This window comes from Pseudonocardia sp. (genome assembly GCF_050250275.1).
Taxonomy (GTDB): Bacteria; Actinomycetota; Actinomycetes; order Mycobacteriales; family Pseudonocardiaceae; genus Pseudonocardia.
The window spans coordinates 294,079-319,140 of the sequence record NZ_JBFWOY010000001.1 but is presented as its reverse complement, the minus strand read 5'-3'; the positions used below and the strand labels follow the sequence as shown (position 1 = coordinate 319,140).

The 25,062-nt window shown below is 72.8% G+C and carries 20 protein-coding genes; 15 read left to right on the top strand and 5 right to left on the bottom strand.

The window, feature by feature from the left end:
- Positions 1–42: 42 nt before the first annotated feature.
- Positions 43–3,324 (top strand): VanW family protein, encoded by a 3,282-nt coding sequence (locus AB7F12_RS01540; protein WP_428497129.1) that lies wholly within the window; start codon positions 43–45, stop codon positions 3,322–3,324.
- Positions 3,325–3,419: 95 nt separating this feature from the next.
- Positions 3,420–3,845 carry a CBS domain-containing protein gene (locus tag AB7F12_RS01535; protein WP_428497128.1) on the top strand — a complete coding sequence of 142 codons (426 nt, stop codon included), beginning with the start codon at positions 3,420–3,422 and terminating at the stop codon, positions 3,843–3,845.
- 51 nt (positions 3,846–3,896) lie between these two features.
- Here the strand turns inward: AB7F12_RS01535 and AB7F12_RS01530 are convergent, their stop codons facing one another.
- Positions 3,897–5,711, bottom strand: coding sequence for an acyl-CoA dehydrogenase (locus AB7F12_RS01530; RefSeq protein ID WP_428497127.1), 1,815 nt, complete (start codon positions 5,709–5,711; stop codon positions 3,897–3,899).
- A 228-nt stretch (positions 5,712–5,939) separates the two neighbouring features.
- Here AB7F12_RS01530 and AB7F12_RS01525 point away from each other — a divergent pair, with 228 nt between their 5' ends.
- From AB7F12_RS01525 to AB7F12_RS01510, 4 genes are all read left to right on the top strand, one after another.
- Complete coding sequence (locus AB7F12_RS01525) at positions 5,940–7,004, top strand: N-acetylmuramoyl-L-alanine amidase (protein ID WP_428497126.1); 1,065 nt, start codon at positions 5,940–5,942, stop codon at positions 7,002–7,004.
- A 244-nt stretch (positions 7,005–7,248) separates the two neighbouring features.
- Complete coding sequence (locus AB7F12_RS01520; RefSeq protein WP_428497125.1) at positions 7,249–9,990, top strand: LuxR C-terminal-related transcriptional regulator; 2,742 nt, start codon at positions 7,249–7,251, stop codon at positions 9,988–9,990.
- A 498-nt stretch (positions 9,991–10,488) separates the two neighbouring features.
- Positions 10,489–10,836: a PE domain-containing protein gene (locus AB7F12_RS01515; protein WP_428497124.1), complete on the top strand. Its 348-nt coding sequence runs from the start codon at positions 10,489–10,491 to the stop codon at positions 10,834–10,836.
- Positions 10,833–11,372 carry a DUF3558 family protein gene (locus AB7F12_RS01510; RefSeq protein ID WP_428497123.1) on the top strand — a complete coding sequence of 180 codons (540 nt, stop codon included), beginning with the start codon at positions 10,833–10,835 and terminating at the stop codon, positions 11,370–11,372. Before AB7F12_RS01515 ends, AB7F12_RS01510 begins: the two co-directional genes overlap by 4 nt.
- Positions 11,373–11,388: 16 nt before the next feature.
- Here AB7F12_RS01510 and AB7F12_RS01505 read toward each other — a convergent pair whose 3' ends face one another.
- From AB7F12_RS01505 to AB7F12_RS01490, 4 genes are all read right to left on the bottom strand, one after another.
- Entirely contained in the window at positions 11,389–12,888 is a 1,500-nt protein-coding gene (locus AB7F12_RS01505) for a dynamin family protein (RefSeq protein ID WP_428497122.1), read from the bottom strand.
- A gap of 73 nt (positions 12,889–12,961) precedes the next feature.
- Positions 12,962–14,788, bottom strand: coding sequence for a dynamin family protein (locus AB7F12_RS01500; RefSeq protein WP_428497121.1), 1,827 nt, complete (start codon positions 14,786–14,788; stop codon positions 12,962–12,964).
- A gap of 134 nt (positions 14,789–14,922) precedes the next feature.
- Positions 14,923–15,825, bottom strand: coding sequence for an IniB N-terminal domain-containing protein (locus AB7F12_RS01495; RefSeq protein WP_428497120.1), 903 nt, complete (start codon positions 15,823–15,825; stop codon positions 14,923–14,925).
- 45 nt (positions 15,826–15,870) lie between these two features.
- A complete protein-coding gene (locus tag AB7F12_RS01490) occupies positions 15,871–16,785 on the bottom strand; it encodes an IniB N-terminal domain-containing protein (protein ID WP_428497119.1) in 915 nt (304 codons plus the stop codon).
- A gap of 370 nt (positions 16,786–17,155) precedes the next feature.
- Here AB7F12_RS01490 and AB7F12_RS01485 point away from each other — a divergent pair, with 370 nt between their 5' ends.
- From AB7F12_RS01485 to AB7F12_RS01445, 9 genes are all read left to right on the top strand, one after another.
- Positions 17,156–19,003: an Hsp70 family protein gene (locus tag AB7F12_RS01485; protein WP_428497118.1), complete on the top strand. Its 1,848-nt coding sequence runs from the start codon at positions 17,156–17,158 to the stop codon at positions 19,001–19,003.
- Positions 19,004–19,204: 201 nt separating this feature from the next.
- The gene (locus AB7F12_RS01480; RefSeq protein ID WP_428517839.1) at positions 19,205–19,639 is read left to right on the top strand and encodes a hypothetical protein; all 435 of its coding nucleotides are present in this window, start codon (positions 19,205–19,207) and stop codon (positions 19,637–19,639) included.
- A gap of 60 nt (positions 19,640–19,699) precedes the next feature.
- Positions 19,700–20,941, top strand: coding sequence for an MFS transporter (locus tag AB7F12_RS01475; RefSeq protein WP_428497116.1), 1,242 nt, complete (start codon positions 19,700–19,702; stop codon positions 20,939–20,941).
- Positions 20,942–20,980: 39 nt separating this feature from the next.
- Positions 20,981–21,799: a hypothetical protein gene (locus AB7F12_RS01470; protein ID WP_428497115.1), complete on the top strand. Its 819-nt coding sequence runs from the start codon at positions 20,981–20,983 to the stop codon at positions 21,797–21,799.
- A gap of 67 nt (positions 21,800–21,866) precedes the next feature.
- Positions 21,867–22,202: an MmcQ/YjbR family DNA-binding protein gene (locus AB7F12_RS01465; protein WP_428497114.1), complete on the top strand. Its 336-nt coding sequence runs from the start codon at positions 21,867–21,869 to the stop codon at positions 22,200–22,202.
- Positions 22,203–22,299: 97 nt separating this feature from the next.
- Positions 22,300–23,073 carry a hypothetical protein gene (locus tag AB7F12_RS01460; RefSeq protein WP_428497113.1) on the top strand — a complete coding sequence of 258 codons (774 nt, stop codon included), beginning with the start codon at positions 22,300–22,302 and terminating at the stop codon, positions 23,071–23,073.
- A gap of 4 nt (positions 23,074–23,077) precedes the next feature.
- Positions 23,078–24,235, top strand: coding sequence for an FAD-dependent oxidoreductase (locus AB7F12_RS01455; protein ID WP_428497112.1), 1,158 nt, complete (start codon positions 23,078–23,080; stop codon positions 24,233–24,235).
- Between the two features lie 48 nt (positions 24,236–24,283).
- Positions 24,284–24,715, top strand: a complete 432-nt coding sequence (locus AB7F12_RS01450) for a hypothetical protein (RefSeq protein ID WP_428497111.1) — start codon at positions 24,284–24,286, stop codon at positions 24,713–24,715.
- A gap of 99 nt (positions 24,716–24,814) precedes the next feature.
- A complete protein-coding gene (locus tag AB7F12_RS01445) occupies positions 24,815–25,009 on the top strand; it encodes a hypothetical protein (protein ID WP_428497110.1) in 195 nt (64 codons plus the stop codon).
- The last annotated feature ends 53 nt before the right edge of the window (positions 25,010–25,062 follow it).

The window sequence follows — 25,062 nt, the reverse complement described above, 5'->3', positions numbered from 1 at the left end:
CGGCCCCGCCGGGGTGGCGGTGAAGAGGGGAAGTCGGACGTCATGACCGAGCGCGAGCCCGGGGTCGACGAGGGTCACGAGAACGCCGCGGGGGCGGCCGGATCGCCGGCTGCCGACGACGTCGCGCAGTCCGGCACGGCCGTCACGGGTACCGGTGCCGAACGACCGACGTCGTCGCTGTCCGGGGACGACCTCTTCGCCGTCCCGGCGTCGCCCGCAGTCGGGTCGACCGTGGTGTCGATGCTGCCCGGGCCCGCGCAGCCGCCTGCGGCGCCCGAGCCCCCGGCTCCGGCTCCGGCTCCGGAGAGCGTGGCCGCTGACGCAGCCGCCGGCGACGGGTCCGAACACACGGCCACGCCCACTGACGCAGCCGCGGCCCCGGTGGCCGACACCCCCGCGTCGTCCGTCCCTGCAGACGATTCGCCCGCGACGCCCGTCCCCGCGGCCGACACTCCCGCGGCCGCCGTCCCCGCGGGCGACACCCCCGCGGCCGAGAACAGCGCCGCGCCCGTGGAGGAGAACAGCGCCGCGGCGAAGCCTGCCGTGCCCGACGCCGAGGTCGGTGCGGAGCGCTCGGAGTCGGCCGCCGCGTGGGCCGGTGCCGACAGGTCGCACACAGAATCGGCTGCCGATGCTGGCGTCGGCCCCGGGTCCGCCGCCGTCGAGCCGGCGGTCGAGGGCACGCCCGACGTCGCCCGGCCGGACGTGGCGCTGCCTGCCGGCCCGGCGCCTGTCGCCCCGGGCGCCGTCCCGACTGCTCCTCCTGCGGCCGCGAGTGCCGGCTCTGCTGCGGCCGGCACCGACGAGCCCGCTGCCGCCTCCCGAGAGGCCGCCCCTGCCGCTCCTGAGGTCCCCGCTCCCGCGCGGACCGACGTCCCGGCGGAGCCCGCGGCTCCCGAGCCGGCCGTCGAGCCGACGTCCGCCGCCACGGCGGCCGAGGTCCGTGAGCCTGCCGGCACCCGCGAGCCTGCCGAGGCCCGCGAACCTGCCCGCCCGGACGCCGCTCGTCCGGAACCTGCTCGTCCGGAGGCTGCCCGGCCGGAGCCCGCTCGCCCGGAACCCGCGGAGGCGCCCGCTGCGCAGGCCCCCGCCCCCGGGGCTCCCGGTGACCGTCAGCACGGCTGGTTCGACCCTGCGCGCGACACCGAGACGACCGCGGTGCTGCCGGCCGTCCGCCCGGCGAAGCCCGCCACCCCCGACGAGCCCCGTTCGCGCCAGGCCGCCGCCGTCGACCCGGCGACCGTCCGCATCCCGGCGCGCCGCACCGAGCAACCGGTCGAGCGGCCCACGGAGGTCATCCCCGCGATCGCCGCCGAGACGCCGCGGCGCGAGGCTGTGCGTCGTCCCGACCAGGCCGAGGCGCCCACGACCCTCACCAAGGCTCCCGCCGCTGCCGCTGCCGCTGCCGCTGCCGCTGCCGCTGCCGCGGCCGGGGCCACCGCCGTGCTCGGCGCAGCCGCAGCCGCCGGCCGGCCCACCGACGCCGGCCCGACCACGACAATGCGGGCGGGTGGCACCGCAGGCGCCGCGGGCGAGGGTGCCACCGCCCCCGCGGGCCCGGGTGCCGCCGCGACGCGGCCCGTCGGCCCCGATGCCGACTCCGGCGGCGACGGGCCGGACGGCCCCGACGCCCCCGAGGCAGGCGCGACGGGCCGCCGCCGGCGCAAGCCGTTGCTCGTCGCGGCCGCGGTCGTCGGCCTGCTCGCGGTGCTCTACGTCGTCGACCTCCTGCTGGGTATGGGCGACATGCCTCGCGGTGTGTCGGTCGCCGGGCAGGCCGTCGGCGGGATGTCGCGCGAGGAGGCCGAGGCGTCGCTGCGCGCGACCATCGACCCCCGTTCGACGCAGCCGATCGTCGTGACCGCGGGCGACGTCCGCACCGAGATCGACGCGGACACCGCGAAGCTGGGCGTCGACTGGGGGGCGACCATCGAGCGGGCGGGTGCGCAGCCGCTCAACCCGATCACCCGGGTGCAGTCGTTCTTCGTCGACAAGGACTTCGACGTCGTCAGCACGGCCGACGAACGCGCGGTCGCCGCGGCGCTGGAGGGCATGGGCCCGCTGGTCGACGACGAGGCGACCGAGGCGTCGGTCCGCTTCGACGGGCTGGAGCCGGTCCCGGTGATGCCCGAGGACGGCCACCGGCTCGACGTCCCGGCCGCGGTCCCGCTCGTCTCGACGAAGTGGGCGACCGGGCAGCCCGTCGAGCTGCCGCTGGTCACGATGAAGCCGGTCACGACGGCCGATGACGTCCGCCAGGCCGTCGACTCCATCGCGCGGCCCGCGGTCTCGGCGCCGATCACCGTCACCGGGGAGGGCGCGCAGGGCACCCTCGACCCGGCCGAGATCGCCAAGGCGCTCACGTTCCGCGCCGACGCCGCGGTGAACCCGCGGCTCGTCCCGGAGCTCAACCCCGAGGTCGTGTCCGACGCGCTGTCGCCGCAGCTGGCGAAGACGGAGAAGCCGGGTCGCGACGCGACGCTCGACGTCAGCGGGCCGACACCGGTCGTCGTCCCCTCGCAGGACGGCCGCGGCATCGACTACCCGGCCACGCTCACCACGATGATGCCGGTGCTCACGGCGCCGGCGCCGCGCCAGGTGGCGGCCGTCTACGGCGACAAGCCGGCCAAGGTGACCACCGAGGACATCGAGAAGCTGGGTATCGCCGGCGAGATCAGCACGTTCACGACCGGTGGGTTCGCGGCCGACTCGGGCCGCAACATCCGCCGCGCGGCCGAGCAGATCGACGGCACCATCGTGAAGCCGGGCGAGACGTTCTCACTGAACGCGAAGACGAACCCGCGCAACGCGGCCAACGGCTACGTCGAGGCCGGGATCATCGAGGACGGGCACCCGGCGCGCGGTATCGGTGGCGGCGTCTCCCAGGTGGCGACGACCCTGTACAACGCGGCGTACTTCGCCGGCATGGTCGACGTCGCGCACAAGGAGCACAGCTTCTACATCAGCCGCTATCCGGTGGCCCGTGAGGCGACGGTGTTCGACAACGTCATCGACCTCAAGTTCCGCAACGACGGCCCGACGGGTGTCCTGATCAAGACGTTCTGGACCCCGTCCAGCCTGACCGTGAAGATCTACGGCACCAAGCGCTACGAGGTGACGTCGACGACGGGGCCGCGGACCAACGAGACCTCGCCGAGCCCGGTGACGATCCCGGCCGGACAGCCGTGTTCGGCCAGCAGCGGTGCCCCCGGCTTCACCGCCACCGACACCCGGACGCTGCGCAACGTGCAGACCGGCGAGGTGCGTACGGAGCGGCGCACGGTGCGCTACAACCCGTCGCCGATCGTCGTCTGCGGGGGTTGACGCCGACCGCCGGTCGGGTGCTTCGTCTTTCGAGACGGCCGTCACATTCGTACCCTCACAGTGACAGTGCCGTCACCGAGGATCGGGGATCGCCGATGCGAATATCGGACGTACTGCGCAACAAGGGTTCTGCCGTCGCCACGATCGGGACCGACGCGTCGGTCGGTGACGTCATCGCCATGCTGACCGCCGGCAACTACGGGGCGCTGCCCGTGATGGACGGGGATCGGCTCGTCGGGATCGTGTCGGAGCGCGACGTCGTGCGCCGGTTGCACGAGCGGGGACCGGGGCTGGTCACCATGCCGGTCGTCGAGATCATGACGAGCGACGTCGTCACCGCATCGCCCGACGACAGCGCGCTGGAGCTGTCGCGGGTCATGACCGAGCGCCGGATCCGCCACCTTCCGGTGACGGCCGACGGCGTGCTCGTCGGCATCGTGAGTATCGGGGACATGGTCAAGGCGCGCATCGACTCCCTCGAGGAGGAGCGCGAACAGCTGCAGTCCTACATCGCCTCGTAGCCGAGGACGTGACGACGGGCCCGGCGGTGCGCCGGGCCCGTTACAGGCACGTCAGAACGCGGCCTCGGGGAGTTCCATCAGGGCGTTGTCGGTGTTCTCGACGATCTTGCGATCGGCCGTGAGCCGCGGCAGCACCGTCTTGGCGAAGAAGTGCGCGGCGCCGACCTTGCCCTCGTAGAACGCCTGGTCCTTGGCCGGGACGTCGCCGCCGAGCTTGTCGAGCGCCACGGTGGCCTGGCGCAGCAGCAGCCACGCGACGAGCAGGTCGCCGACGGCCATCAGGAACCGCACCGAGTGCTGGCCGACCTTGTAGACGTTCGCGGGGTCCTGCGCCGCGCCCTGCAGCTGGGCGGTGAGCGCGCCGAGCATGCCCTGGACGTCGCCGAGGGCGCGGGTGAGCAGCTCGCGCTCCTCCTTGAGCCTGCCGTTGCCGGAGTCGGCGGCGAGGAACGTCTGGATCTCCCCGGCGACGTGCATCAAGGCCTGGCCGTTGTCGCGCACGATCTTGCGGAACACGAAGTCGAGCGACTGGATCGCCGTCGTGCCCTCGTACAGCGAGTCGATCTTGGCGTCGCGGATGTACTGCTCGATCGGGTAGTCCTGCAGGTAGCCGGACCCGCCGAGGGTCTGCAACGACAGCAGGAGCATCTCGCTGGCCCGCTCGGAGCCGACGCCCTTGACGACGGGCAGCAGCAGGTCGTTGACCTTCTCCGCGACCGCGGTGTCGCCACCTGCACGGATGCGGTCCTGGTAGGTCGCCGTGTAGGTGTACAGGGCGCGCAGGCCCTCCGCGTACGCCTTCTGCAGCATGAGGATGCGGCGGACGTCGGGGTGGTGGGTGATGGTGACGCGCGGCGCGGACTTGTCCGTCATCGCCGTCATGTCGGCGCCCTGGACACGCTCCTTGGCGTACTCCAGTGCGGCGAGGTAGCCGGCCGACAGCGTGCCGATCGCCTTGGTGCCGACCATCATGCGGGCGTACTCGATGACCTGGAACATCTGCGCGATGCCGTCGTGCACCTCGCCGAGCAGCCAGCCGACCGCCGGGGTGCCGTGCTGGCCGAAGGTGAGCTCGCACGTCGTCGAGGCCTTGAGGCCCATCTTGTGCTCGACGCCGGTCACGAAGGCGCCGTTGCGCTCGCCCGGCTCGCCGGTCTGCGAGTCGAAGTGGAACTTGGGGACGAGGAACAGCGACAGCCCCTTGGTGCCGGCCTTCGCGCCCTCGGGGCGGGCCAGGACCAGGTGCATGATGTTCTCGGTCATGTCCTGCTCGGCGGAGGTGATGAACCGCTTCACGCCGTCGATGTGCCAGGTGCCGTCGGCCTGCTGGACGGCCTTGGTGCGGCCGGCACCGACGTCGGATCCCGCGTCGGGCTCGGTGAGCACCATCGTGGCGCCCCAGCCACGCTCGATCATCAGCTCGGCCCAGTGCTTCTGCTCGTCGGTGCCGTTGCGGTGCACGACGGAGGCGAAGTTGGGGCCCGCCATGTACATGAACGCGGCCGGGTTGGAGCCCAGGATCAGCTCGGCGGCGGCCCACTGGACGCTCGGCGGGATGCCGTAGCCGCCCAGCTCGGTGGGCAGCGACAGGCGCCACCATTCGCCGTCCCACAGCACCTTGTAGGAGTCCTTCAGCGACTGGGGCAGCGCCACGGTGTGCGTCGCCGGGTCGAAGACGGGCGGGTTGCGGTCGGCGTCGGCGAACGACTCGGCCAGTGGTCCCGTCGCGACGCTCTCCAGCTCGGAGAGGACGCCGCGGATCGTGTCGAGGTCGACCTCGGAGTCCGCCGCCAGCGCGTCCTGGACCCGGAACACCTCGAACAGGTTGAACTCGAGGTCGCGCAGGTTGCTCCTGTAGTGGCCCATCCCCAGGTCACCGCCGTTCCCGCTCGTCCGGCGGCCGTCATCGTCAACGACCTACTCACCGGTAACTCCAAGGATATTACCGACGGGTAACCGACGGCAACCATCGCCTCCCGTCGAGATCGCCTCACACCTTCGGGTCCCGCCGTTGTGCACGCTGCGTGTGTGCTGAATGGTGCTCATGGTGTGCATGTGACTCACGTGGTCACCGGGTCGAGCGAAGGAGTGAGCGTGGACCGGTACCGGATGACGCGCCGTGGTTTCCTCGCCGGGGGCCTCGCCCTCGCCGGGACGGCCGTCCTCGGCTCCACCGTCGGCGCCGGGACCGCCCTCGCCGCCGACTCACCACACATCACCGACTGCGCCGGCTGGGGAGCCCGCCCCAACAGCGACATCGTCCCCATCTGGAACCGGCGACCCGTCAAGATCCTCGTCCACCACACCGCGACGCCCAACGGCGGCGACCTCGGCGAGGGCGCCGGCTTCGCCCTCGCCCGCAGCATCCAGAACTTCCACATGGACAGCCGCGGCTGGCTCGACACCGGCCAGCACTTCACCATCAGCCGCGGCGGCTTCGTCATGGAAGGACGCCACCGCAGCCTCGAGATCCTGCGCGGCGGCACCCGCCAGGTCGAAGGAGCGCACTGCACCGGGCAGAACATCGTCGCCGTCGGCATCGAGAACGAAGGCACCTACATCGACACCGTGCCCACCGGCGCGCTCTGGGACAGCCTCCGCGCCACCTGCGCCTACATCTGCACCCAGTACGGGATCGCCCCCACCGAGCTCTACGGCCACCGCGACTTCAAGAACACCGCCTGCCCCGGCGACGCCCTCTACGCAATGCTCCCCCGCCTCCGCGGCGAGGTCGCCGGCCTCCTCGGCCGCAACATCGAGGGCGGCGCCACCCACAAGGCCAGCTGGCCCCTGCTGCGCCCCGGCGACACCGGCCCCGCCGTCACCGCAGCCCAGTACCTGCTGCGCGACAACGGACTCACCGAAGTCGTCCCCAACGGCCACTACGACGCCACCACCTCCGACGCCGTCCTGCGCTACCAGGACGCCACGGGCGCCGAGGACGTCGGCATGATCGGCGGCGAGACCTGGCCCGTGCTCGCCCGCACCGTCCGCAGCAGCGAGGACAGCGACGCCGCCAAGGCCGTCGAGACCCTCGCCGCCCGCCGCGGTGCCGAGAGCGTCCCCGACGTCGTCGACCGGCCCGACTGGCAACGCCTCCTCGGCACCGGCGGCGCACCCGCCGACGTCTCCGTCGACCCCACCGGCCCACCGCGCTGACCCACCGCGCTGACCCGCCTCGTGTCGCACGAACGCCACAGTGAGGCAACTCGATTGCGCGACAGGGCCGTTCGTTCCGGTGGACGGGGCCGGTCCGGCACGCGGGCGGGTCCGTTGGCCGCGCACCTCACCCGCCCGGGCGACTTCAAGAGCGAGTGACCCCGGGCACGACTGGGGCCCCCGCTACTCTCGTTGGTCGCGGGCCCTCCTGAACGGGCGGGCGCCGCGGACGGGGGAGGACGAGGTGAGCGTGACGGCCCGGTCGACGGGACCGGGGGCGGGCCCCGAGCCGTCCCGGCCCGAACCGGACGCCGCCCTCGCCGGCGCCACGGCCGCCCGCCGGCTCTACCGCGAGATCGTCGCCGCCCCCGCCGCCCCACGCCGCATCGACGTCGTCGCCCCCGCCGGACACGGCAAGACCGTCCTGCTCGACCTCATCACCGACGCCTACCGCACCGCCGGCGCGACCGTCCTGCGCACGCTGCCCGCCGACGTCCCCGACGACGCCGTCCTCGTCCTCGACGACGTCCACCTCCTCCCGGCCGCCGAGCTGCGCCGCCTCCGCGACGTCGCCGCCGCCCGCAGCCACCGCATCGTCGTCGCCCACCGTCCCTGGCCCACCGGCCCCGAGCTCGCCGCCCTCGGCGGCGCCGTCGCAGGCGGCGGCACCCTGCTCGTCCTCGGCGCCCTCGACCGGCCCGGCGTCGCCGCCCGCGCCGCCCGCATCCTGCGCGAACGCCCACCCGTCCCCCTCGTCGACCACGTCCTCGCACAGACCGCAGGCCTGCCCGACCTCGTCGACCGCCACCTCACCGGCATCCTCGACCAGATCGGCCCCGCCGACCGCGGCCGCCTCGCCCACCCCGGCGGTATCCCGGCCCGGCCCCCGCAGAACCTCGTCCACCAGCTCGGCTACGCCGTCTACGGCATGGAACGACGCGTCCGCGAGCTCCTCGTCGCCCTCGCCCTCGGCGCCCCCCGCGACGCCGAGGTCCTCGTCCCCCTCCTCGGACTCGCCGACGCCGCCGGCGGCGGCATCGACGAGGTCGACGAGCTCGTCGAGGAAGCCCGCTCCGCCGGACACCTCACCGCCGACGGCGCCCTCCCCCCGCTCGTCGCCCACGCCATCCGGCAACGCGTCCCCGGCGCCCGCCGCCTCGAGGTCCGGCGCACCCTCGCCGAGATCGAGCTCGACCGCGGCGGCTCCGTCCTCACCGCCGCCCGCGGGCTCCTCGACACCGGCGCCACCGGCGCACGCGCCGCCGAGGTCTTCGTCGCCGGCGCCGACGAGGCCGCCCGCACCGGTGACCCCGTCGCCGGACCCCTCTACGCGGCCGCCGTCACCGCCGGCGCCCCCGGCCTGCGCCTCGCCGCCCGCCGCGCCGAAGCCGCCGTCCGCGCCGGTGACCTCGACCTCGCACTCGCCCAGGCCGACCAGGTCCTCTCCCACGTCGACGCCGTCGACATCGAGGACGCCGTCGTCGCCGGCACCGCCGCCGCCGCCGTCCTCGCCCACCGCGGGCTCCTCGCCCGCAGCGCCGAGCTCTACCGGTGGATGAGCGCCGTCGGCGGATCCGCCGAGACCGGGCCGCTGGCCGTGCCCGCACTGATCGGGACCGGCGCACTGGAAGAAGCCCGTGCGCTGCTCTCCGAACCGGCCGCCCCCGCATCCCCCGCTCCCGCGGTCCCGCCCCCGCCCCCGCCCCCGCCCTCGATCCTCGCGCCGCCGCCCCTCTTCGGCGGGCCCTCGCCCGCCGCGGCCGTCGGACGCCCACCCACCCTGCTCGCCTCCGCCGAACAGCTCATGGCCGCCGGCGTGCTCGACTCCGTGGCCGGCTCCCCCACCCGCGCCCTCTCCCAGCTCGCCCGCTCCGCCTCACTCCTCGAGGCCTCCAACCGGGCCGCCCTGCTCCCCGACACCCCCGCCGCCCTCGCCGCCCTCGTCGCCATCCACTGCGGCGAGCTCGACGTCGCCCAGTCCGTCCTCGACCGCGCCGTCGACGTCGAGCTCGGCGGCCCCGCCGCCGTCGCCCGCCACCAGCTCCTGCTCGCCTGGATCGCCGTCTTCCGCGGCGCCGTCCCAACCGCCCGGTCCCTGCTGGCCATGGCCTCACCCATCGACGCCCGCCTCGAACCCCGCGACGAACTCCTCGCCGCCGCCCTCGAGGTCTCCATCGCCCGCCGCGCCGGCGACCTCGCAGCCCTCATGCCGGCCTGGGGCCGCGCCCGCGAAGCGATCGTCCGCCACCCCGTCGACCTCTTCGTCCTCCAACCTCTCGGCGAACTCGCCATCGCCGCCGCCCGGCTGCGTGAGACCAGCTGGGTCCGCCCCCACCTCGACGAGGCCGCCACCCTCCTCGACCTGCTCGGCCGCCCCGCGCTCTGGTCCGCCCCCCTGCACTGGTCCCAGCTGCACGCCGCGATCGTCGCCGACGACCGCGCCGCCGCCACCGCCCACGCCGACGCCCTCCGCGCCGCCGCCCCCGTCAGCCGCTACGCCACCGCCATGGCCGACGCCGCACCCCACTGGGTCGACCTCATGGACGCCGAGGTCGACGCCGACGCCGTCGAAGCCGCCGCCCGCGGCCTCCACGCCGTCGGCCTGTCGTGGGAGGGCGGCAAACTCGCCGGTCAGGCCGCCATCCGCACCCGCGACCGCAAGGCGATGACCGCGCTGCTCGGCGCGGCCCGCGCCATGCAGGCCGGCGGTCCCGTCGGCACCCCCAACGCCGCTCCCGCCCCCCGCCCCGACGCCCCGGCCGCCCCCGAACCCGACGACCTCGGCGACGGCCCCCTCAGCGACCGCGAACGCGAGGTGGCGAAACTGGTGGTGGAGGGGCTGACCTACAAGCAGGTCGGCGAACGCCTCTTCATCAGCGCCAAGACCGTGGAACACCACGTCGCCCGCATGCGCCAACGCCTCGGCGCCAACTCCCGCGGCGAACTCTTCGCCCACCTCCGCCAGATCGTGGGCCCCGACACCTGACCTCCACTCCGCGCGCAACCTCACCGCTGTGCCGGCTGGCTGGTTGACGACCATGAGGTTGCGCGCGGTGGTGGGGCCGACCTGGCGCGGTGGTCGGCGCACGGCTGTGCTCGGGTTCCGTGCCCCCGCCGCGCGACGGCCCCGGCCGCTCCCACCGCTATAGCGAGTGAGCATCAAGTGCGGGACATGCGCGCCACCGGTGACGCCGATGTCCCCGCCACGATGATCACCGGACCTCCACTCGACCGGGGCGCCTGGTCCGGCACTCGTGCGACAGCCGACCCGGGTGGGCATGATCATCAGGCCTGGTCCCTGAGCGACACCTTCTTCGCCCCGCCGCCACGACCAGCGATCACGGGTGCGGCGTATCAACATGGCAGGCCTTGCGCGGCGATCAGGACGGCCCGCTCGCTTCGGGGACTCGCTGACGCGAGCGCGGTTGGGCGCATTCGTTCGAAATCGGCCCGCTCGGGTCCGTTGTCGATCTACTGTGCCGCCGTGGACGTGGACATCGACGGGCTCAGGGCCGGCATCAACGCCTCCGCGGCGGGGATGAGCGTCAACCGCGAGAACGTGCTCAAGGTGGGTGCCGTGCTGCTCGCGGAGGCCGACCGACTGGATCTGGCCCTCAGCCCTGTGCTCGGGGTCGAGGCGGGACTCTGTGGTGGCGATCCCGTGTCCCAGGACGCGGCGGCAGCCTTTACGGAACGGGCCCAACTGTTGATGAAGGCCTATCAGGGCTACATCGAAGATCTGCGGCGCCAGGCCGACGCTCTCCAAGAATCTGCCCGGAGCTATGGATACGCCGAGGCCGAGATCCGAGCTGTGTTCGGGGACCGCAGATGATCCGCGGCCTCGCCGCATCTGCGGCGTTGTGTTTCCTGATGACGCTGACGGCATGCGGTGCAGCGGGCGGACCTGGAGGCCGTGAAGCTTTGCCACCGACGAGTTCGGCGGCCCTCGGCTCCATCGACCCATGCTCTCTGGTGGACGACGGAATGCGCCGGTCGCTCCGACTCGACGCGGGAATTTCGCAGTCGGACGTTCCTGTTTCCGGCGCCAATTCGTGCCACTGGTTCTCGACCGATCGCGAGTTCTCACTGGTGTTCGGGTTTTTCCCGGGTTCTTACCGAGTCGACGACATCGCGGCCAAGTACGACGATGCCGCCTGGATCGGCGTAGACGGGAGGCGCGCTGTTCGGGCGTCGTCAGGTCTGGCGACGTCGGGTACGACTTGTCTCTTGTTCACCGAGCTGCCCGCCCGAGGTGTCGCCTACACGCAGGTCCGATTGCTCGCGTCGCCCGCGGGGAAGGCATCGGCTGGGCCGTGCGAGCGGATTATCGACCTCACGCGAACGCTGCTGGCATCCGCAAATCTGTGAGCGCAACTGCCAGTTGTCAGTAGCGGTGGAGGCTCGCGAGCATTCCTTCGCAGCTGCGGACGACGATGCGGGCGGCGTCGGCGGTGTTGCGGCTGGAGAGGGGGCTCTCGGCGCGGCGCTTCCAGCGCGTGGCGGCTTCGAGGGCGGCGCGGCGGAGGTCCTCGGGGTGGATGCTCGGGTCGAGGCCGAGCCTTGCGGCGGCGGAGCCGCCCTCGCCGCCGAGGAGGCGCTCGGCTTCCTCGATGGCGTCGGTGGGGAGTTTGACGGCGCCGGCGCGCAGGGCGGAGAGCATCCGCAGCTCGACGAACTCGTGCGCCCCCGCAAGGATCTTCTCCACCTCGGCGGCGAGCGCGGCGGCGGCGGGGCGGGGTTCACGCTGCAGCACCATCTCGACGGCGAGCAGCGCCGAGCGTGACTTCAGCAGGTCACGGCGCTCGGTGAACTGCGTCGACAGGACGGACCGGAGGTCTTCGAGGCCGCTGCGGCGGACGAGTTCCTCGGCGACGCGGGTGGGGTCGTTGATGCCCTGCCGGACGAGGGTGACGCCGAGCCGGACGCCGAACAGGCCGAAGCGTTCGATGAGGCGGGCGCGGGCGTCGGTGTCGGGCTGGGCGAGCTCGACGCCCTCGCCGCGGACGAAGCGGTCCACCGACAGCAAGAGGCTGTCCATGTCGGCGCGGGGCAGCTCGGCGAGGGCGACGAGCGCGGCGAACTCGTCCTGGCGCATGGTGCGGCCGGTCTGGGCGAGGAGCCCTGCGACGGCGACGACGGTCTGGCAGAGGCCGCGGATCTTCTCGTCGGAGCGGTAGCGGCGGGCGATGCGGCGGGCGGAGGTGAGGGCGTCGAGGCGACCGACGCCGATCTCGTCGGCCCGCGACAGCACGGCGATGGTGTTGACGGGGGTGGCCTTCGCGACGCCCTGGTCGTAGAAGGACTCGAGGAACCGCACGTCGGTGGCGTGCAGGTGGCGCATCAGGTAGATGACGGCGTCGGCGGGGGTGGGTGCGTCGTCGGGGGTGAGGAAGGCGCCGGCACGCATCGAGGTGTCGTTGGACAGCGAGGCGATGCCGGGGGTGTCGATGAGGGTCTGGCTGCGCAGGTTCTGCGAGGGCCAGTCGACGACGAGCCGGTCGACCTGGTCGGTGGGGGTGCCCTGCAGGTCGAAGGCGAGGGCGCCGCGGTTGCGGTGGATCGTCAGCGGCCTGGGCTGGGCGGCCTTGGGGTACATCAGGACCTTGGGGACGTGCCCGTCCTGGTACCAGGTGACGACGCGGGTGCACTCCCCGGCGTCGGTGGGGGCGATCTCCTCGCCAACGAGGGCGTTGAGCAGTGTGGACTTGCCGGCCTTGACCTTCCCGGCGATGGCGACGCGCAGCGGTTCGTCGAACCGTTCGAGGTGGTGGCGCAGCCAGCCGAGGGCCTGGGGGCTGTCGGAGTAGACCTCCATGGTGTGCCGCAGCAGCACCCGGACGGTCGACCCGAGGGGCGGGGCCTGGCCTACCGTCGGCGCACTCATCGCGGTGCCTCGCCGGAGCTCGGGCGGCGTTGCGGGCACACGCCGTCTCGTCGGTTCGCTCGCTGCCGCTCGCTCACGCGGTGACCTGCCCGGCCTGGGTGGCGAGCTGTTTGGCGCGGTCGCCGAGGGCTTCGATGCGGACGAGTTCGGCGCGCAGGTCGCGGATGCGGGACTCGCGTTCGTTGGTGTCGGTCTTGACGGCCGACTGGGCGGCGGCGACGGATGTCGCGAGGGATGTCGAGACTTCCTCGGCGAGGACGGTGAAGTGGTCGCGCAGGTCGCGCTGGATGCGGCGCAGCATGTCCCGGGAGTCCTTGGAGACCTGGAAGGTCACCTCGTCGATGTGTTTGCGCACGGCGTTCTTCGACTCGGCCTGCCGTCGCTGCTTGAGGCGTTTGCGTTCGTCGCGCACGGTCTTGCCGCCGAAGAGGAGGCCGGCGCCGATGGAGATGGGGTTGAGCAGGGTGAGGCCGGCGATGCTGGTGGCGAGGCCGATCATGAGGAGGCCGCCGTAGCCGCCGCGCATACCGGTGAACAGTTTCTGGCCGATGCCGAACTTCTCGTCGACGGGCTGTTCGAGGGCTCCGACGCGGCCGCCCATGGTGCCGACGGTGTCCTCGAAGCGCAGCGTCGGCAGCGCGATCTCGGCGCCTTCGGCGAAGTGTTCGGCGACCTGCCCGGCGAGGTAGCGGGCGCGTTCGGCGGTCCACACGAAGTTGGCGGATGCGGCGGCGGACACCTGTTGGTGCAGCCATTCGGCGAACTGGTCCCAGATGTCGGCGGGGTCGGCGTCGTCGAGGAGCTGTTCGGCGTCGCGGGCGATGGCGCGCAACCGGTCGCGCAGGTCGTAGTCGATGTCGGCGATGAGGTCGGCGACGCCGTCGTTGAGGGTGGTCTGCCAGCGGGCGGAGCGTTGGCGCAGGGCGTCGGCGCGGGTCTTGGCCGCGGTGAGGTCGGCGACGAGCGCTTCGGTCTGCTCCGGGTTCTCCTGGGCGCTGAGTTCGGCCTTCATACTGGTGGCCATCTGCTCGCAGACGTCGAGGACGTCCTGCGCGGTGGAGCGGCGGTCGAGGTCGTCGGCGCGGGCGACGACGCGGTTGAGCAGGAACCCGATGAGTTCCTTGAACCCGGACTCCTCCATGAGGGCGGCGTCCTGGGTCTGGGCGGCGTGCAGGCGCAGCGTCGAGGAGATCGGCAGGATGTCGGCCTTGACCCCGGCGCGCGCGAGGTGCCCGGCGTCGAGCTCGACGATGCGGCGCCAGTGCGGGTACAGGTCGGTCTTGGTGACGACGCAGGCCACGTTGGGGCACAGTTTCATCGCCGCGCCGAGGAACTCCATCTCGGGGGCCGTGTACTCCTGCGCGGCGTCGGACACGAGCAGGACGGCGTCGGCGCTGGGCAGCACCGACATCGTGGCCGCACCGTGGGCCGAACCGAGGCCGCCGACGCCGGGGGTGTCGACGAGGACGAGGCCACCGGCGAGCAGCTTGCGCGGCAGCGAGACCTCCGCGTAGCTGAGTTTGGCCCGGTTGTCCGGATTGCCTGCCTCGGAGACGAACTCCGCGAGGCGCCCGATGGGCACCTCCGTGCGCTCAGGGGGTCTTTCGTCGTCGGGGCCGTGGTCGCGGACGATCGACACGGCGGGCGTGTCGCCGTGTTTGACGACGGTCGGCACCGACGTGGAGATGTCGTCGTCCACGGGGCAGACGGGGGCGTTGACCAGGGCGTTGACCAGCTGGGACTTGCCCTGCTTGAACTCGCCGACGATGAGGACGCGGACTGCGGGGTCGGCGAGGCGTTTACGGGTGTGCTGCAGACGTGTCCCCAGGTCAGGGCGCTGGTAGGCCGTGGTCGCCTTGAGCGCCAGGTCGACCAGGTCGACAGCTGCCGGAACCGCCACTGCGTGCCGAACCCCCCACGTTCCATCACCGCGTTCGGTGTCCTTCGTACACGACGAGATCGGCCCCGCCCTCCCGGGTCCGGGAAGGCGGGGCCGATCGTCGGGTCGTGCTCAGGCTACCCCTGGGCGGTGCGTCAGACGAGGTCGATGCCGTCGGCGCCGTCGCCCGAGCCGCCCGAGTTGCCGGACGCGACTGCGTTGTTCGACAGCACGTCGTTGTTGGACAGGATGTCGACGTCGTTCTGGGTGTTGAACGAGTCGTCGACGTCGATGTCGGTCTGGTTGTTCGAGTTCGTGTTGGTGGTGGTCGTCGTGGTCGAGTCGTCGTCGACGTGGACGTTGGCCTGGCCGACGGTGGAGCCGTTGCTGGCGGTGGCCACGTTGGTGTCGCCGTCGCCGAAGTTGGCGACGTTGGTGTCGGCGTCGTTGCCCGAGGCGTCTCCGCCGAGGGAGATGGCGCCGCCGTTGCCGGTGGTCAGGTCGCCGGTGGAGACGGCGTCGCCGTTGCCGAAGGCGGTGGTGTTGCCGTCGCCCTTCACCACGTCGTTGCCGTTGCCCACGACGTTGTCGTTGCCGGTGGTGATGGTGCTGTCCTCGATGTCGCCGCCGGCGGCCACGGACCCGTCACCGGACGCGACGACGGAGTCGACGTCGATGTCCTGGTTGAAGATGCCGCCGCGGTTGTCGATGTTCTGGTTGATCGAGTTGTCGACGATGGTGTCGCGGTCGTCGATGTAGTTGTTGGTGACGTAGGTGTTCAGGTACTTGACGGCGACGTCGTGCGAGTCCTCGCCAGGCTTGGGGTGCGGGGGCGGCGGGATGTGCGGGTGGTGGTTGCCGCCGGTGTTGTAGTCGCGGTCGAAGCTGGCGTCGTGGGAGTCGCGCAGCAGGACCAGCGCCTCCTGGACGTCGCCCGGCTCGAGGTCGGTGAACCCGCAGGACGCCAGGAAGGCGTTGGGGTTGGCCTGGAACTCGGCGAGCTGCTCCTCGTCCTCGAACAGGCTCATCAGGAACTGGATCAGGGTCTGGTCGGCCATTTCGTGCTCCTCGGGTAAGTAGGCGTTATCGGGTGAAGGAAGGAATCAGAAGGCGTCGATGCCGTCGGCGCCGTCGCCGCGACCGCCCTCGTTGTTCGACAGCACGTCGTTGTTCGAGGCGATGTCGTTGTTCGACGCGAAGTCGATGTCGTTGTCGGTGTTGAACGAGTCGTCGACGTCGATGTCGGTCTGGTTGTTCGAGTTCGTGTTGTTGGTGGTCGTCGTGGTCGAGTCGTCGTCGACGTGGACGTTGGCCTGGCCGACGGTCGAGCCGTTGCTGGCGGTGGCCACGTTGGTGTCGCCGTCGCCGAAGTTGCGGACGTTGGTGTCGGCGTCGTTACCGGACGCGTTGCCGCCGAGGGAGATGGCGCCGCCGTCGCCGGTGGTGAGGTTGCCGGTGGAGACGGCGTCGCCGTTGCCGAAGGCGGTGGTGTTGCCGTCGCCCTTGACCACGTCGTTGCCGTTGCCGACCACGTTGCCGTTGCCGGTGGTGATGGTGCTGTCCTCGATGTCGTCGCCGGCGGCCACGGCGCCGTCGCCCGACGCGACGACGGAGTCGACGTCGATGTCCTGGTCGAAGATGCCGCCGCGGTTGTCGATGTTCTGGTTCACCGAGTTGTCGACGATGGTGTCGCGGTCGTCGACGTAGTTGTTGGTGATGTACTTGTTGATGTACTCGACGGCTTCCTTGTGCCCGTGGCCGCCCTCACCGTGGCCGCCGTGGCCCGCGTGCGCCGGCACCGGGGGAACGTAGTTGTGGCCGGTGTCGTAGTTGCGGTCGAAGCTGGCCTGGTGGCTGTCCTGGGCGAGGATCAGCGCGTCGTAGACGTCCTGCGCGCTGAGGTCGGTCAGGTTGTAGGCCTCCAGGACCTCCTCGGGGTCGTCGCTGAAGTCCTCGCGGAGGTCCTCGTCGTTGATCAGGCGGAGCAGGAAGTCCAGCAGCGAGATGCTCTCGGCCATCGTGATCGTCTCCTCGGTGGGCTCGTTGCCCGGTCGCTTGTGTTGTGTCGTGCGGGCCGGGCTGAGCGGCCCTGGCGTTGATGCAGAAGTTAGGGACGGATCGGGCGCCGGCCATCGGGGAACTCCCATGGTTCGGTAAAGCGCCGGTACGGGGATCGTCGGGATCGGGCGTTAGGGGCTTCGGGGGACGGGGCGGGATGTCGCAGGTGGGAGCGGGATCCGGCCCCCTGTGGTGCCACCCGTTCGTGCATTGGGGTGTTAGCACCCCTTCGGTCGCTAACGAACTACGGCGATACTCCGATGGCACCAGTGCAAGGGGGGGCCGCGCACGCACCGGGGCAGCTCGCGGACATCGGGGGAAGGACGGACGATGGGGTACCTGCTCGGTATCGACCTGGGCACGACGTACTCGGCCGCGGCCGTGTGCCGTCCATCGGGAGACCGGTGGGCCGAGCCCGAGATGGTGACCCTCGGGTCCCGGTCGGCGAGCGTCCCGTCCGTGCTCTACCTGGGGGCCGACGGCTCGGTCGTGGTCGGCGAGGCGGCGGAGCGCCGCGCGCTGACCGACCCGGATCGCGTCGTCCGCGAGTTCAAGCGCCGCATCGGTGACCCCACCCCGCTCGTCGTGGCCGGCGTCCCGTGGGCGGCGGAGGAGCTCGCCGCGCAGCTGGTCTCCTGGATCGTCGCGCAGGTCGCGACCCGGGAGGGCGGCGCGGCCGACGGCATCGCCGTCAGCCACCCCGCCGCCTGGGGCCGGCACAAGAAGGACCTGCTGGCAGGGGCCTTGGCCGGGCACGGCCTGACCGTGACGTTCCTGGCCGAGCCCGAGGCCGCCGCGATGCACTACGCGTCCGCGGAGCGGGTCGGCACCGGCTCCACCATCGCCGTCTACGACCTCGGGGGCGGCACCTTCGACTCCGCCGTCGTCCGCAAGGGCGGCTCCGGGTTCGACCTGCTCGGCCGGCCCGAGGGGATCGAACGCCTCGGCGGCATCGACTTCGACCAGGTCGTGTTCGACCACGTCGTCGAGGCCATGCCCGACGCGTTCGCGGAGCTCGACGACACGAACGCCGACGTCCTGGCGGCCGTCGCCCGGATCCGCCGAGAGTGCACCGAGGCCAAGGAGACGCTCTCGGCCGACACCGAGGCCTCCGTCCCCGTCCTGCTGCCCGGCACCCAGGGCTCGGTGCGGCTGCACCGCAGCGAGTTCGAGCAGCTCATCGGCCCGCACGTCGAGGAGACGGTCGCGGCGCTGCGCCGGGCCGTCGGGTCCGCAGGCCTCACCCCGGAGATGCTCGACGCGGTGTTGCTGGTCGGCGGGTCCTCACGCATCCCGCTGGTCGCGCAGCTGGTGTCCGAGCAGCTCGACCGGCCCGTCGCGGTCGACGCCGACCCCAAGAACTCCATCGCCAAGGGTGCCGTCCTCGCGGTGGCGCCGCAGCCGTCGATGTCGTGGCCCGCGGTCGAGATGGCGCCCGTCGAGACCACGGCCCCGATCCCCGTCGTCTCGGCAGCCTCCGCGGCGGCGCTGGTCCCCGCGGCCGGTGCCGGGCCGGCGCCCTGGTTCGAGGCCGCCCCCGTCGACGTCCGGCCGGTCGCCCACGTCGCGCCCCCACGGCCCCCGGTGCAGCCGTTGCCCGACTGGACCCGCGACGAGCTCGACGAGCCCCGGGAGCGCCGTGGCCCGGTGGGTCTGCTCATCGGTGCCGGTGCGGCGCTGGGGATCGCAGCGATCGCCGCGGCCGTCCTGACCTGGCCGACGGCCCGTCCCGCGTCCGCGGGCTCGACCGTCACCGGCCCGCTGTCGACGGCCTCCGCGCCCGCGGAGCCGGGCGCGGTCTCGCCGGCCGCCAACCCCGTCGCCGAGCAGCCCGCCGCCGGCAACAACGCCGCGCAGACCAAGCCCCCGGCCGCGGGCCCCGCGGGTCCGGGGGCCCCCGCCGCCCCGGTCGTCCCGCCGGCCCCGCTCGGCACCACCGTGCCGCCGCCGGTGGTCACCGACCCGAGCACTCCTCCGCCCGCGACCGAGGGAACGCCCTCGGACCCGCCGCCGGTCACGGACCCGCCGGTGACGAACCCGCCGGTGACGGACCCGCCCGTCACGGACCCGCCGGTCACGAACCCGCCGGTGACGAACCCGCCCGTCTCCGAGCCGCCGCCGGTGTCGCAGCCGCCGGTCGTCGTGCCGCCGCCCTCGGCCGAGGTCCCGGCCTCCTGAGCCCCCTCGCCACGGCGGGGCACGGGCCGGGACCGGCGCGGCGGGGGGAGCCCACGCGCCGGTCCCTGGTGCGGCAGCCCTGACCTGACGGAACCGGGCCCTGTGTCGAACTCGGTGTGGTGGGGGTGTCACGTTCCGGCGTCGTCCGGCGATGGAGTGGCGTGCCCACTGCGGGAGTGGGCGCTACGAGGGGGGTTCCGGGTGGCACGCATGTCGGCCGTGGTGATCGTGTTGGAGACGTTGGCGATCGCGCTGGCGGTGGCCGTGTTCGGGCCGTTCGTGCTGCTCGTCGGTGTACCGGCGTTCGTGGCGACGCTGCTCGTCCTGCTCACGGCGGTGCTCGCCGAGCGGCGGCGCGTGCGTCGTGAGGAGGCTGCTGCGGCACTGCCCACCGTTCCGGGTGGTCTGATGAGCGGCTTCTTCCGTGTCGCCGCACAGCCTGCCGTCGCACAGCCCCCCGTCCCGGCACAGCCTGTCGCGGCACAGCCTGTCGCGGCACAGCCTGTCGCGGCACAGCCTGTCGCGGCACAGCCTGTCGCGGCACAGCCCGTTCCCCCGCCGCCCGGCCGCCCCCGGGACGTGCGCGTCCCCGTGCGGGACGTGCGTGTCGACGCGGCGGAGCGCGCCCGGTCCTGACGGGGAGGCCGACCGGGTAATTCGGACGACTCCGCTCCCTGCGCGCCGTAGGTTGCCGGGGTGTCCGCCCCCGAGCCGGCGCCGCTGGGGGCGTTGACCCTCGTCCGCACCCACGGTCCCTATCGGACGCTGTGGGCGGCGCGCGGGGTGTCGTTGCTGGGTGACGCGCTGAGCCTGGTCGCGCTGATCCTGCACGTGGCGTCGACGACCGGTGAGGCGCTGGCCGTCACGGTTCTGCTGCTGGTGGGTGATGTCGCGCCGGCATTGGCGGCGCCGGTGCTGGGCGCGATCGCCGACCGCGTGGACCTGCGTCGGCTGATGATCGGCTGCGACGTCGCGCAGGCCGCGGTGACGGTGGTGCTGGCGTTGCTGCTGCCGCCGTTGCCGGTGCTGCTGGTGCTGGTCGCGACGCGGGCGTTGCTGGGGCAGTTGTTCGCGCCGGCGTCGCGCGCGGCGGTGCCGGGGCTCGTCCACGACCGCGACCTCGAGGGTGCGAACGCCGGCATCGGGTTCGGGGCGAACGTCGCGGAGATCGCCGGTCCGTTGCTGGCGGCGGCGTTGCTGGTGGTCGCGGACATCAGGGTCGTGTTGTTGGTGGACGCTGCGACGTTCGCGGTCTCGGCGCTCGTGCTGCTGCGGTTGCCCCCGCTGCCGCGGCCGTCGGTGTCGCGGACGGCACCGGCGGAGCCGTCGATGTTCGCGCAGGCCAGGGCGGGGATCGGCTACGTGCGGCGGACGCCGCTCGTGCGGATCGTGGTGGTGGCGTTCTGCGCGGTGGTCGCCGCGAACGGTGTCGACGACGTCGCGCTGGTCTTCGTCGTCCGCGACCTCGGCGCGCCCGACTTCGTGCTGGCGCTGCTGTACGCGGCGGTCGGCGTCGGGCTGCTCGCCGGCTACCTGTGGCTGGGCCGGCGCCGCGCCCCGGCGACGGTCGCGCTGTTCGTCGCAGGTATGGCGGTGAGCAGCCTCGGGAACCTGCTGACCGGCGTCGTGTGGGCGGCCGCGGCGGCGGTCGCGATGCAGGCGGTGCGCGGCGCCGGGCTCGCCGTGAAGGACGTCGCGGCGACGACGATCCTGCAGCGGATCGTGCCCGCGGGCATGCAGGGCAGGGTGTTCGCGAACCTCTACGGAGGCATCGGCGTCGCCGCCGCGATCTCCTACGTCGGAGGTGGCTTGTTGTTGCAAGCGACGTCGGCCCGGACGACGATGATCGTCGCGGGCGGGGTGGGGGTGCTCGTGACCGCGCTCACCGCATGGAGACTGGGGCGGGTGACGGCTGCCTCGGCTGCCGGGCAGGACTGAGTCAGGGTCGGCACCGTCGAGCAGAGGGAGCGTCGCGAGGTGGTCCTGGGCCTGGTGTTCGCCGTCGCGGCGATGGTCCTCAACTGCGTCGCGGGACTGCTGCAGTCCGACGCCACGACCCGCACCACCCGCCGACGCCCGCTCGCCCTGCAGCCGCGGTTCATCCTCGGGCTGATCGTCGACGGGCTGGCCTGGGTGTGCACGGTCGTCGCGCTGCGGTTCCTGCCGGTCTTCGCGGTGCAGGCCATCCTCGGCGGCTCGATCGCGTTGACGGCGCTGGCGGTCCGCTGGATCTGGGGGGCGCGGCTGAGCGTGCTCGACCGGGTCGCGATCGGCGGCTGCGTCACCGGGCTGGTGCTCATCGCGGGCGCCGCGGGCGTGGACCGGCCGGGAGGGGCCGGCACGGCCGCCGACATCGTCCTCGGCATCTCGCTCGGGGTCCTGGCCGCGGCGACGATCGTGCTCTACAACTCGCGGCACGCCTGGCTGCTCGCGCTCGTCGCCGGGCTGGGGTTCGGTGGGACGTCACTGGCGGTGCGCTCGGTGTACATCGGCCCCGACGGGTTCGACGTCGTCGCCCTGCTCGCCCAGCCCGCCACGTATCTGTTGCTGGGGTTCTGGCTGGTCGGCATCGTGACGTTCGCGCGTGCCCTCTCCCGCGGCGACCTGTCCCTCGTCACCGCGGTGTTCACCGTGACCGAGGTCGTCGTGCCGGGGCTCGTCGCGATCGGGCTGCTCGGCGACCGGATTCGTGACGGTTGGACGGTGCCCTTCGTCGTCGGGCTGGTCCTGGCCGCGGCGGGTGTCGTCGCGCTGGCCGGGTCGCCGACGCAGCGCACGGGGCAGTGGCAGCGCTGAGCCGTTGTTCCCGGTGCTGTTCCGTTCCGTCCATGACGTCCGGGGCGCAGGGCGCCACGATGGGCATGTGGACTGGGACGACGTGGTGCGGATCGGGACTGCGCTGCCGGAGGTCGAGGAGTCGACGTCGTACCGGACGCCTGCGCTGAAGGTCCGCGGCAGGCTGATGGTGCGGCTGCGCACGGAGGCCGAGGGGTTGCTCGTCGTGATGTGCGCGCTCGACGAGAAGGAGGCCATGCTCGCCTCGGGCGATCCCGCGTTCTCCACGACGCCGCACTACGACGGGCACGGTTCGATACTCGTCGACCTGACGAGTATCGGGTCGGCGCAGCTCACCGAGCTGATCACGGAGGCGTGGCGGCGCGCGGCGCCCGCGCGGCTGCGGGCGGCGCACGAGACGTGAGGTTCCTCCGCCGATCCGTCGGATTCGTCGGTTGCTTCTGCTACAACTCCGTGTGCGACGACCGCTGGGGTGGCGGCGTCGGATCCAGGGGGACCGCATGTCCAGCTCGCCCGGCCAGTGGCCGCAGAACCAGCCGCCGGGAGGGCAGCCCTATCCGGGCCAGCAGCCCGGGCAGCCGTACCCGGGCCAGCAGCCGCCCTACGGCGGGCAGCCCCAGTACGGCGGCCAGCCCCAGTACGGCGGCCAGCCCCAGTACGGCCAGCAGCCCGGGGGCCAGCAGTACGGCCAGCAACAGCAGTACGGGCAGCAGCAGCCCTACGGCGCGCCGCAGGGTCAGCCGCAGTACGGCGCGCCCGGGCCCGCGCCCAAGGGATCGCCGGGTGGCGCCGCAGGCCAGGGGATGATCTTCGGGATCATCACGGCCGTCGGTGGCCTGCTCGCGGTCGTCGGCTCGTTCCTGCCGTGGGTCACCATCCAGGCCGGGGCGTTCGGCTCCCTGTCGGTCGCCGGCACCGAGGGCGACGGCAAGATCACCCTCGTCGTGGGTGTCCTCATCCTGGCGGTCGGCATCCTGCGCCTGGTCAAGCCGTCGATCCCCGCGATCGTGCAGCGGCTGCCGATCCTGTTCGGGCTCATCGTCGTCGGCCTCGGGGTCTACGTGATCATCAACCTGAACTCCACGATGTCCGAGGCCGCCGGCGGCGGGCTCGCCTCCGAGCTGGCCGACGCGCTCGACATCTCGCTCGGTTTCGGTCTGATCATGACGATCGTGGGCGGCGTCGCCGCGATCGTGGGCGGCATCGTCGTCAGCAAGCAGAGCGGCCCGGCCGTGCCACCGGGGGTCGCGGGGTACCCGCCGGCCGGGTACTGACGCCGTGCGCGCGGTCGTCGTCGGCGGGGGGATCGGGGGCCTCGCGTCGGCGGTCGCACTGCGCCGTGCGGGTCTCGACGTCACGGTGTTCGAGCGGGCGCCCGAGTTCGGGGAGGTCGGCGCCGGGCTCACCCTGATGTCCAACGCGTTGCGCGGGCTCGAGGTCCTCGGCCTGCGTGACGCGGTGGTCGACGGCGGGGTCGCGGAGGCGCCGGTCGGGACCCGGACGCCGGACGGCCGCTGGCTGTCACGGTTGCGGGCCGACGAGGCGGCGTCGCGTCTGGGGGCCACGGCCGTCGGCATCCACCGCGCACGCCTGCTGCAGATCCTGCTCGACGCCCTGCCTACCGACGCGTTGCGCGCCGGGACCGAGGTCGTCGGTGTCGAGGCCGGGCCACCGGCCACGGTGGGGTTCGTCCGCGACGGCACGGAGGAGACCGTCGAGGCCGACGTGGTCGTCGTCGCCGACGGCATCGACAGCCGGTTGCGCAGCGCGCTGCTGCCGGGCAGCGGCGGGACCCGGCACAGCGGCTCCACGGCCTGGCGGGCGGTGACGGCAGAACCGTGGACGGAGCCGCTCAGCCCGGCCATCACGTGGGGTCCGGGGTCGGAGTTCGGGATCGTCCCGCTGGGCGACGGCCGCGTCTACTGGTACGGCGCCACCCGGCTGGCGCCCGGCACCCGGTTCGCCGACGAGGCCGCGGAGGCGCGTTTCCGTTTCGGCGGCTGGCACGACCCGATCCTGCGGCTGATGGACGCCACCGATCCCGCCACGGTCATCCGTCACGACCTTCGCGACCTCGCCGACCCGTTGCCGACCTACGTCGTCGGGGCGACGGCACTGCTCGGCGACGCCGCGCACGCGATGGTGCCGCACCTCGGGCAGGGCGCGTGCCAGGCGATCGAGGACGCGGTGGTCCTGGGCGCGGCGTTCTCGGGAGGCACTCCGGCCGCGGAGGCGTTGCGCCGCTACGACTCCGAGCGGCGGACGCGGTCGCAGTGGGTGGCCGCGTCGGCGCGGAACATCGCGCGGATCGGCCAGGAACTGCACAACCCGGTGGCGGTGCGGGTGCGCAACACCGCGATCCGGCTGACGCCTCCGCAGGTCGCGCTGAAGTCGATGGCGCGTTTCGCCGCGTGGGAGCCGCCGGCGTACCGCTGAACCGGGCTCCGTGTTGCCGCCGGGGCGGCGGGTATCGAGGATGCGGGCATGGGAGACGACGCAGTTCGGTCGCGGCCGGCAGTCGGGCTGATCATCGGGATCGTCTTCGGCCTGGTGTTCGTCGTCGTCAACAGCGGGCCGTTGGGCTCGCCGGCGTCGACGGTGCTGCGGATCGCGGGAGTCGTCGTCGCCGCGGTGCTGCTGTTCGTGCTGCAGGCGCGCATGCGTGGTGGCACAGGGGGGATCACGCGGGAGGGTGGCGCCGGGTTCACCCGCGGCTACTGGATCGTTGTCGCGGTCGAGGCAGTGGCGCTGTTCGGCGGCCTCGTCCTGATCAACGGCGTGTTCGGGCACGGGGAGTTCGGCGTCGCCTGGGTGGCCGTCGTGGTGGGGGTGCACTTCTTCGGCCTGGGCGCGGTCTGGCACGCGCCGCCGCTGCACGTCCTCGGCGGGGTGCTCACGGGCCAAGGAGCGCGCTGAAGAACTCGGACCTACTGCGCGACGTCCAGGCGGTGCCCTCGCGGCGTTGGGCAGACGCGCCGATACAACAGCGGTATCGCCACGCCTGCCCGCCTTGCGATGACACCACCTGGACGCCGCTCGCTACGGCCGGAGTTCTCCAGCGCCCTCCTGGGGATCCTCGGCGCGGTCCTCGGCCTGGTGACCGGCTCCGAGGCGTGGATCGCGGGGGTAGCGGGCGTCGGCTCGGGTGCCGCGCTGCTGGCCGGGGCGGCGCTCGCGTTGGGGTCCTGGCGGGACGTCTCCGCGGCCTGACCGGCACAGCGGGAACCGCAACACATTTGCGCTGAATTCGGCGGAGACGTTAT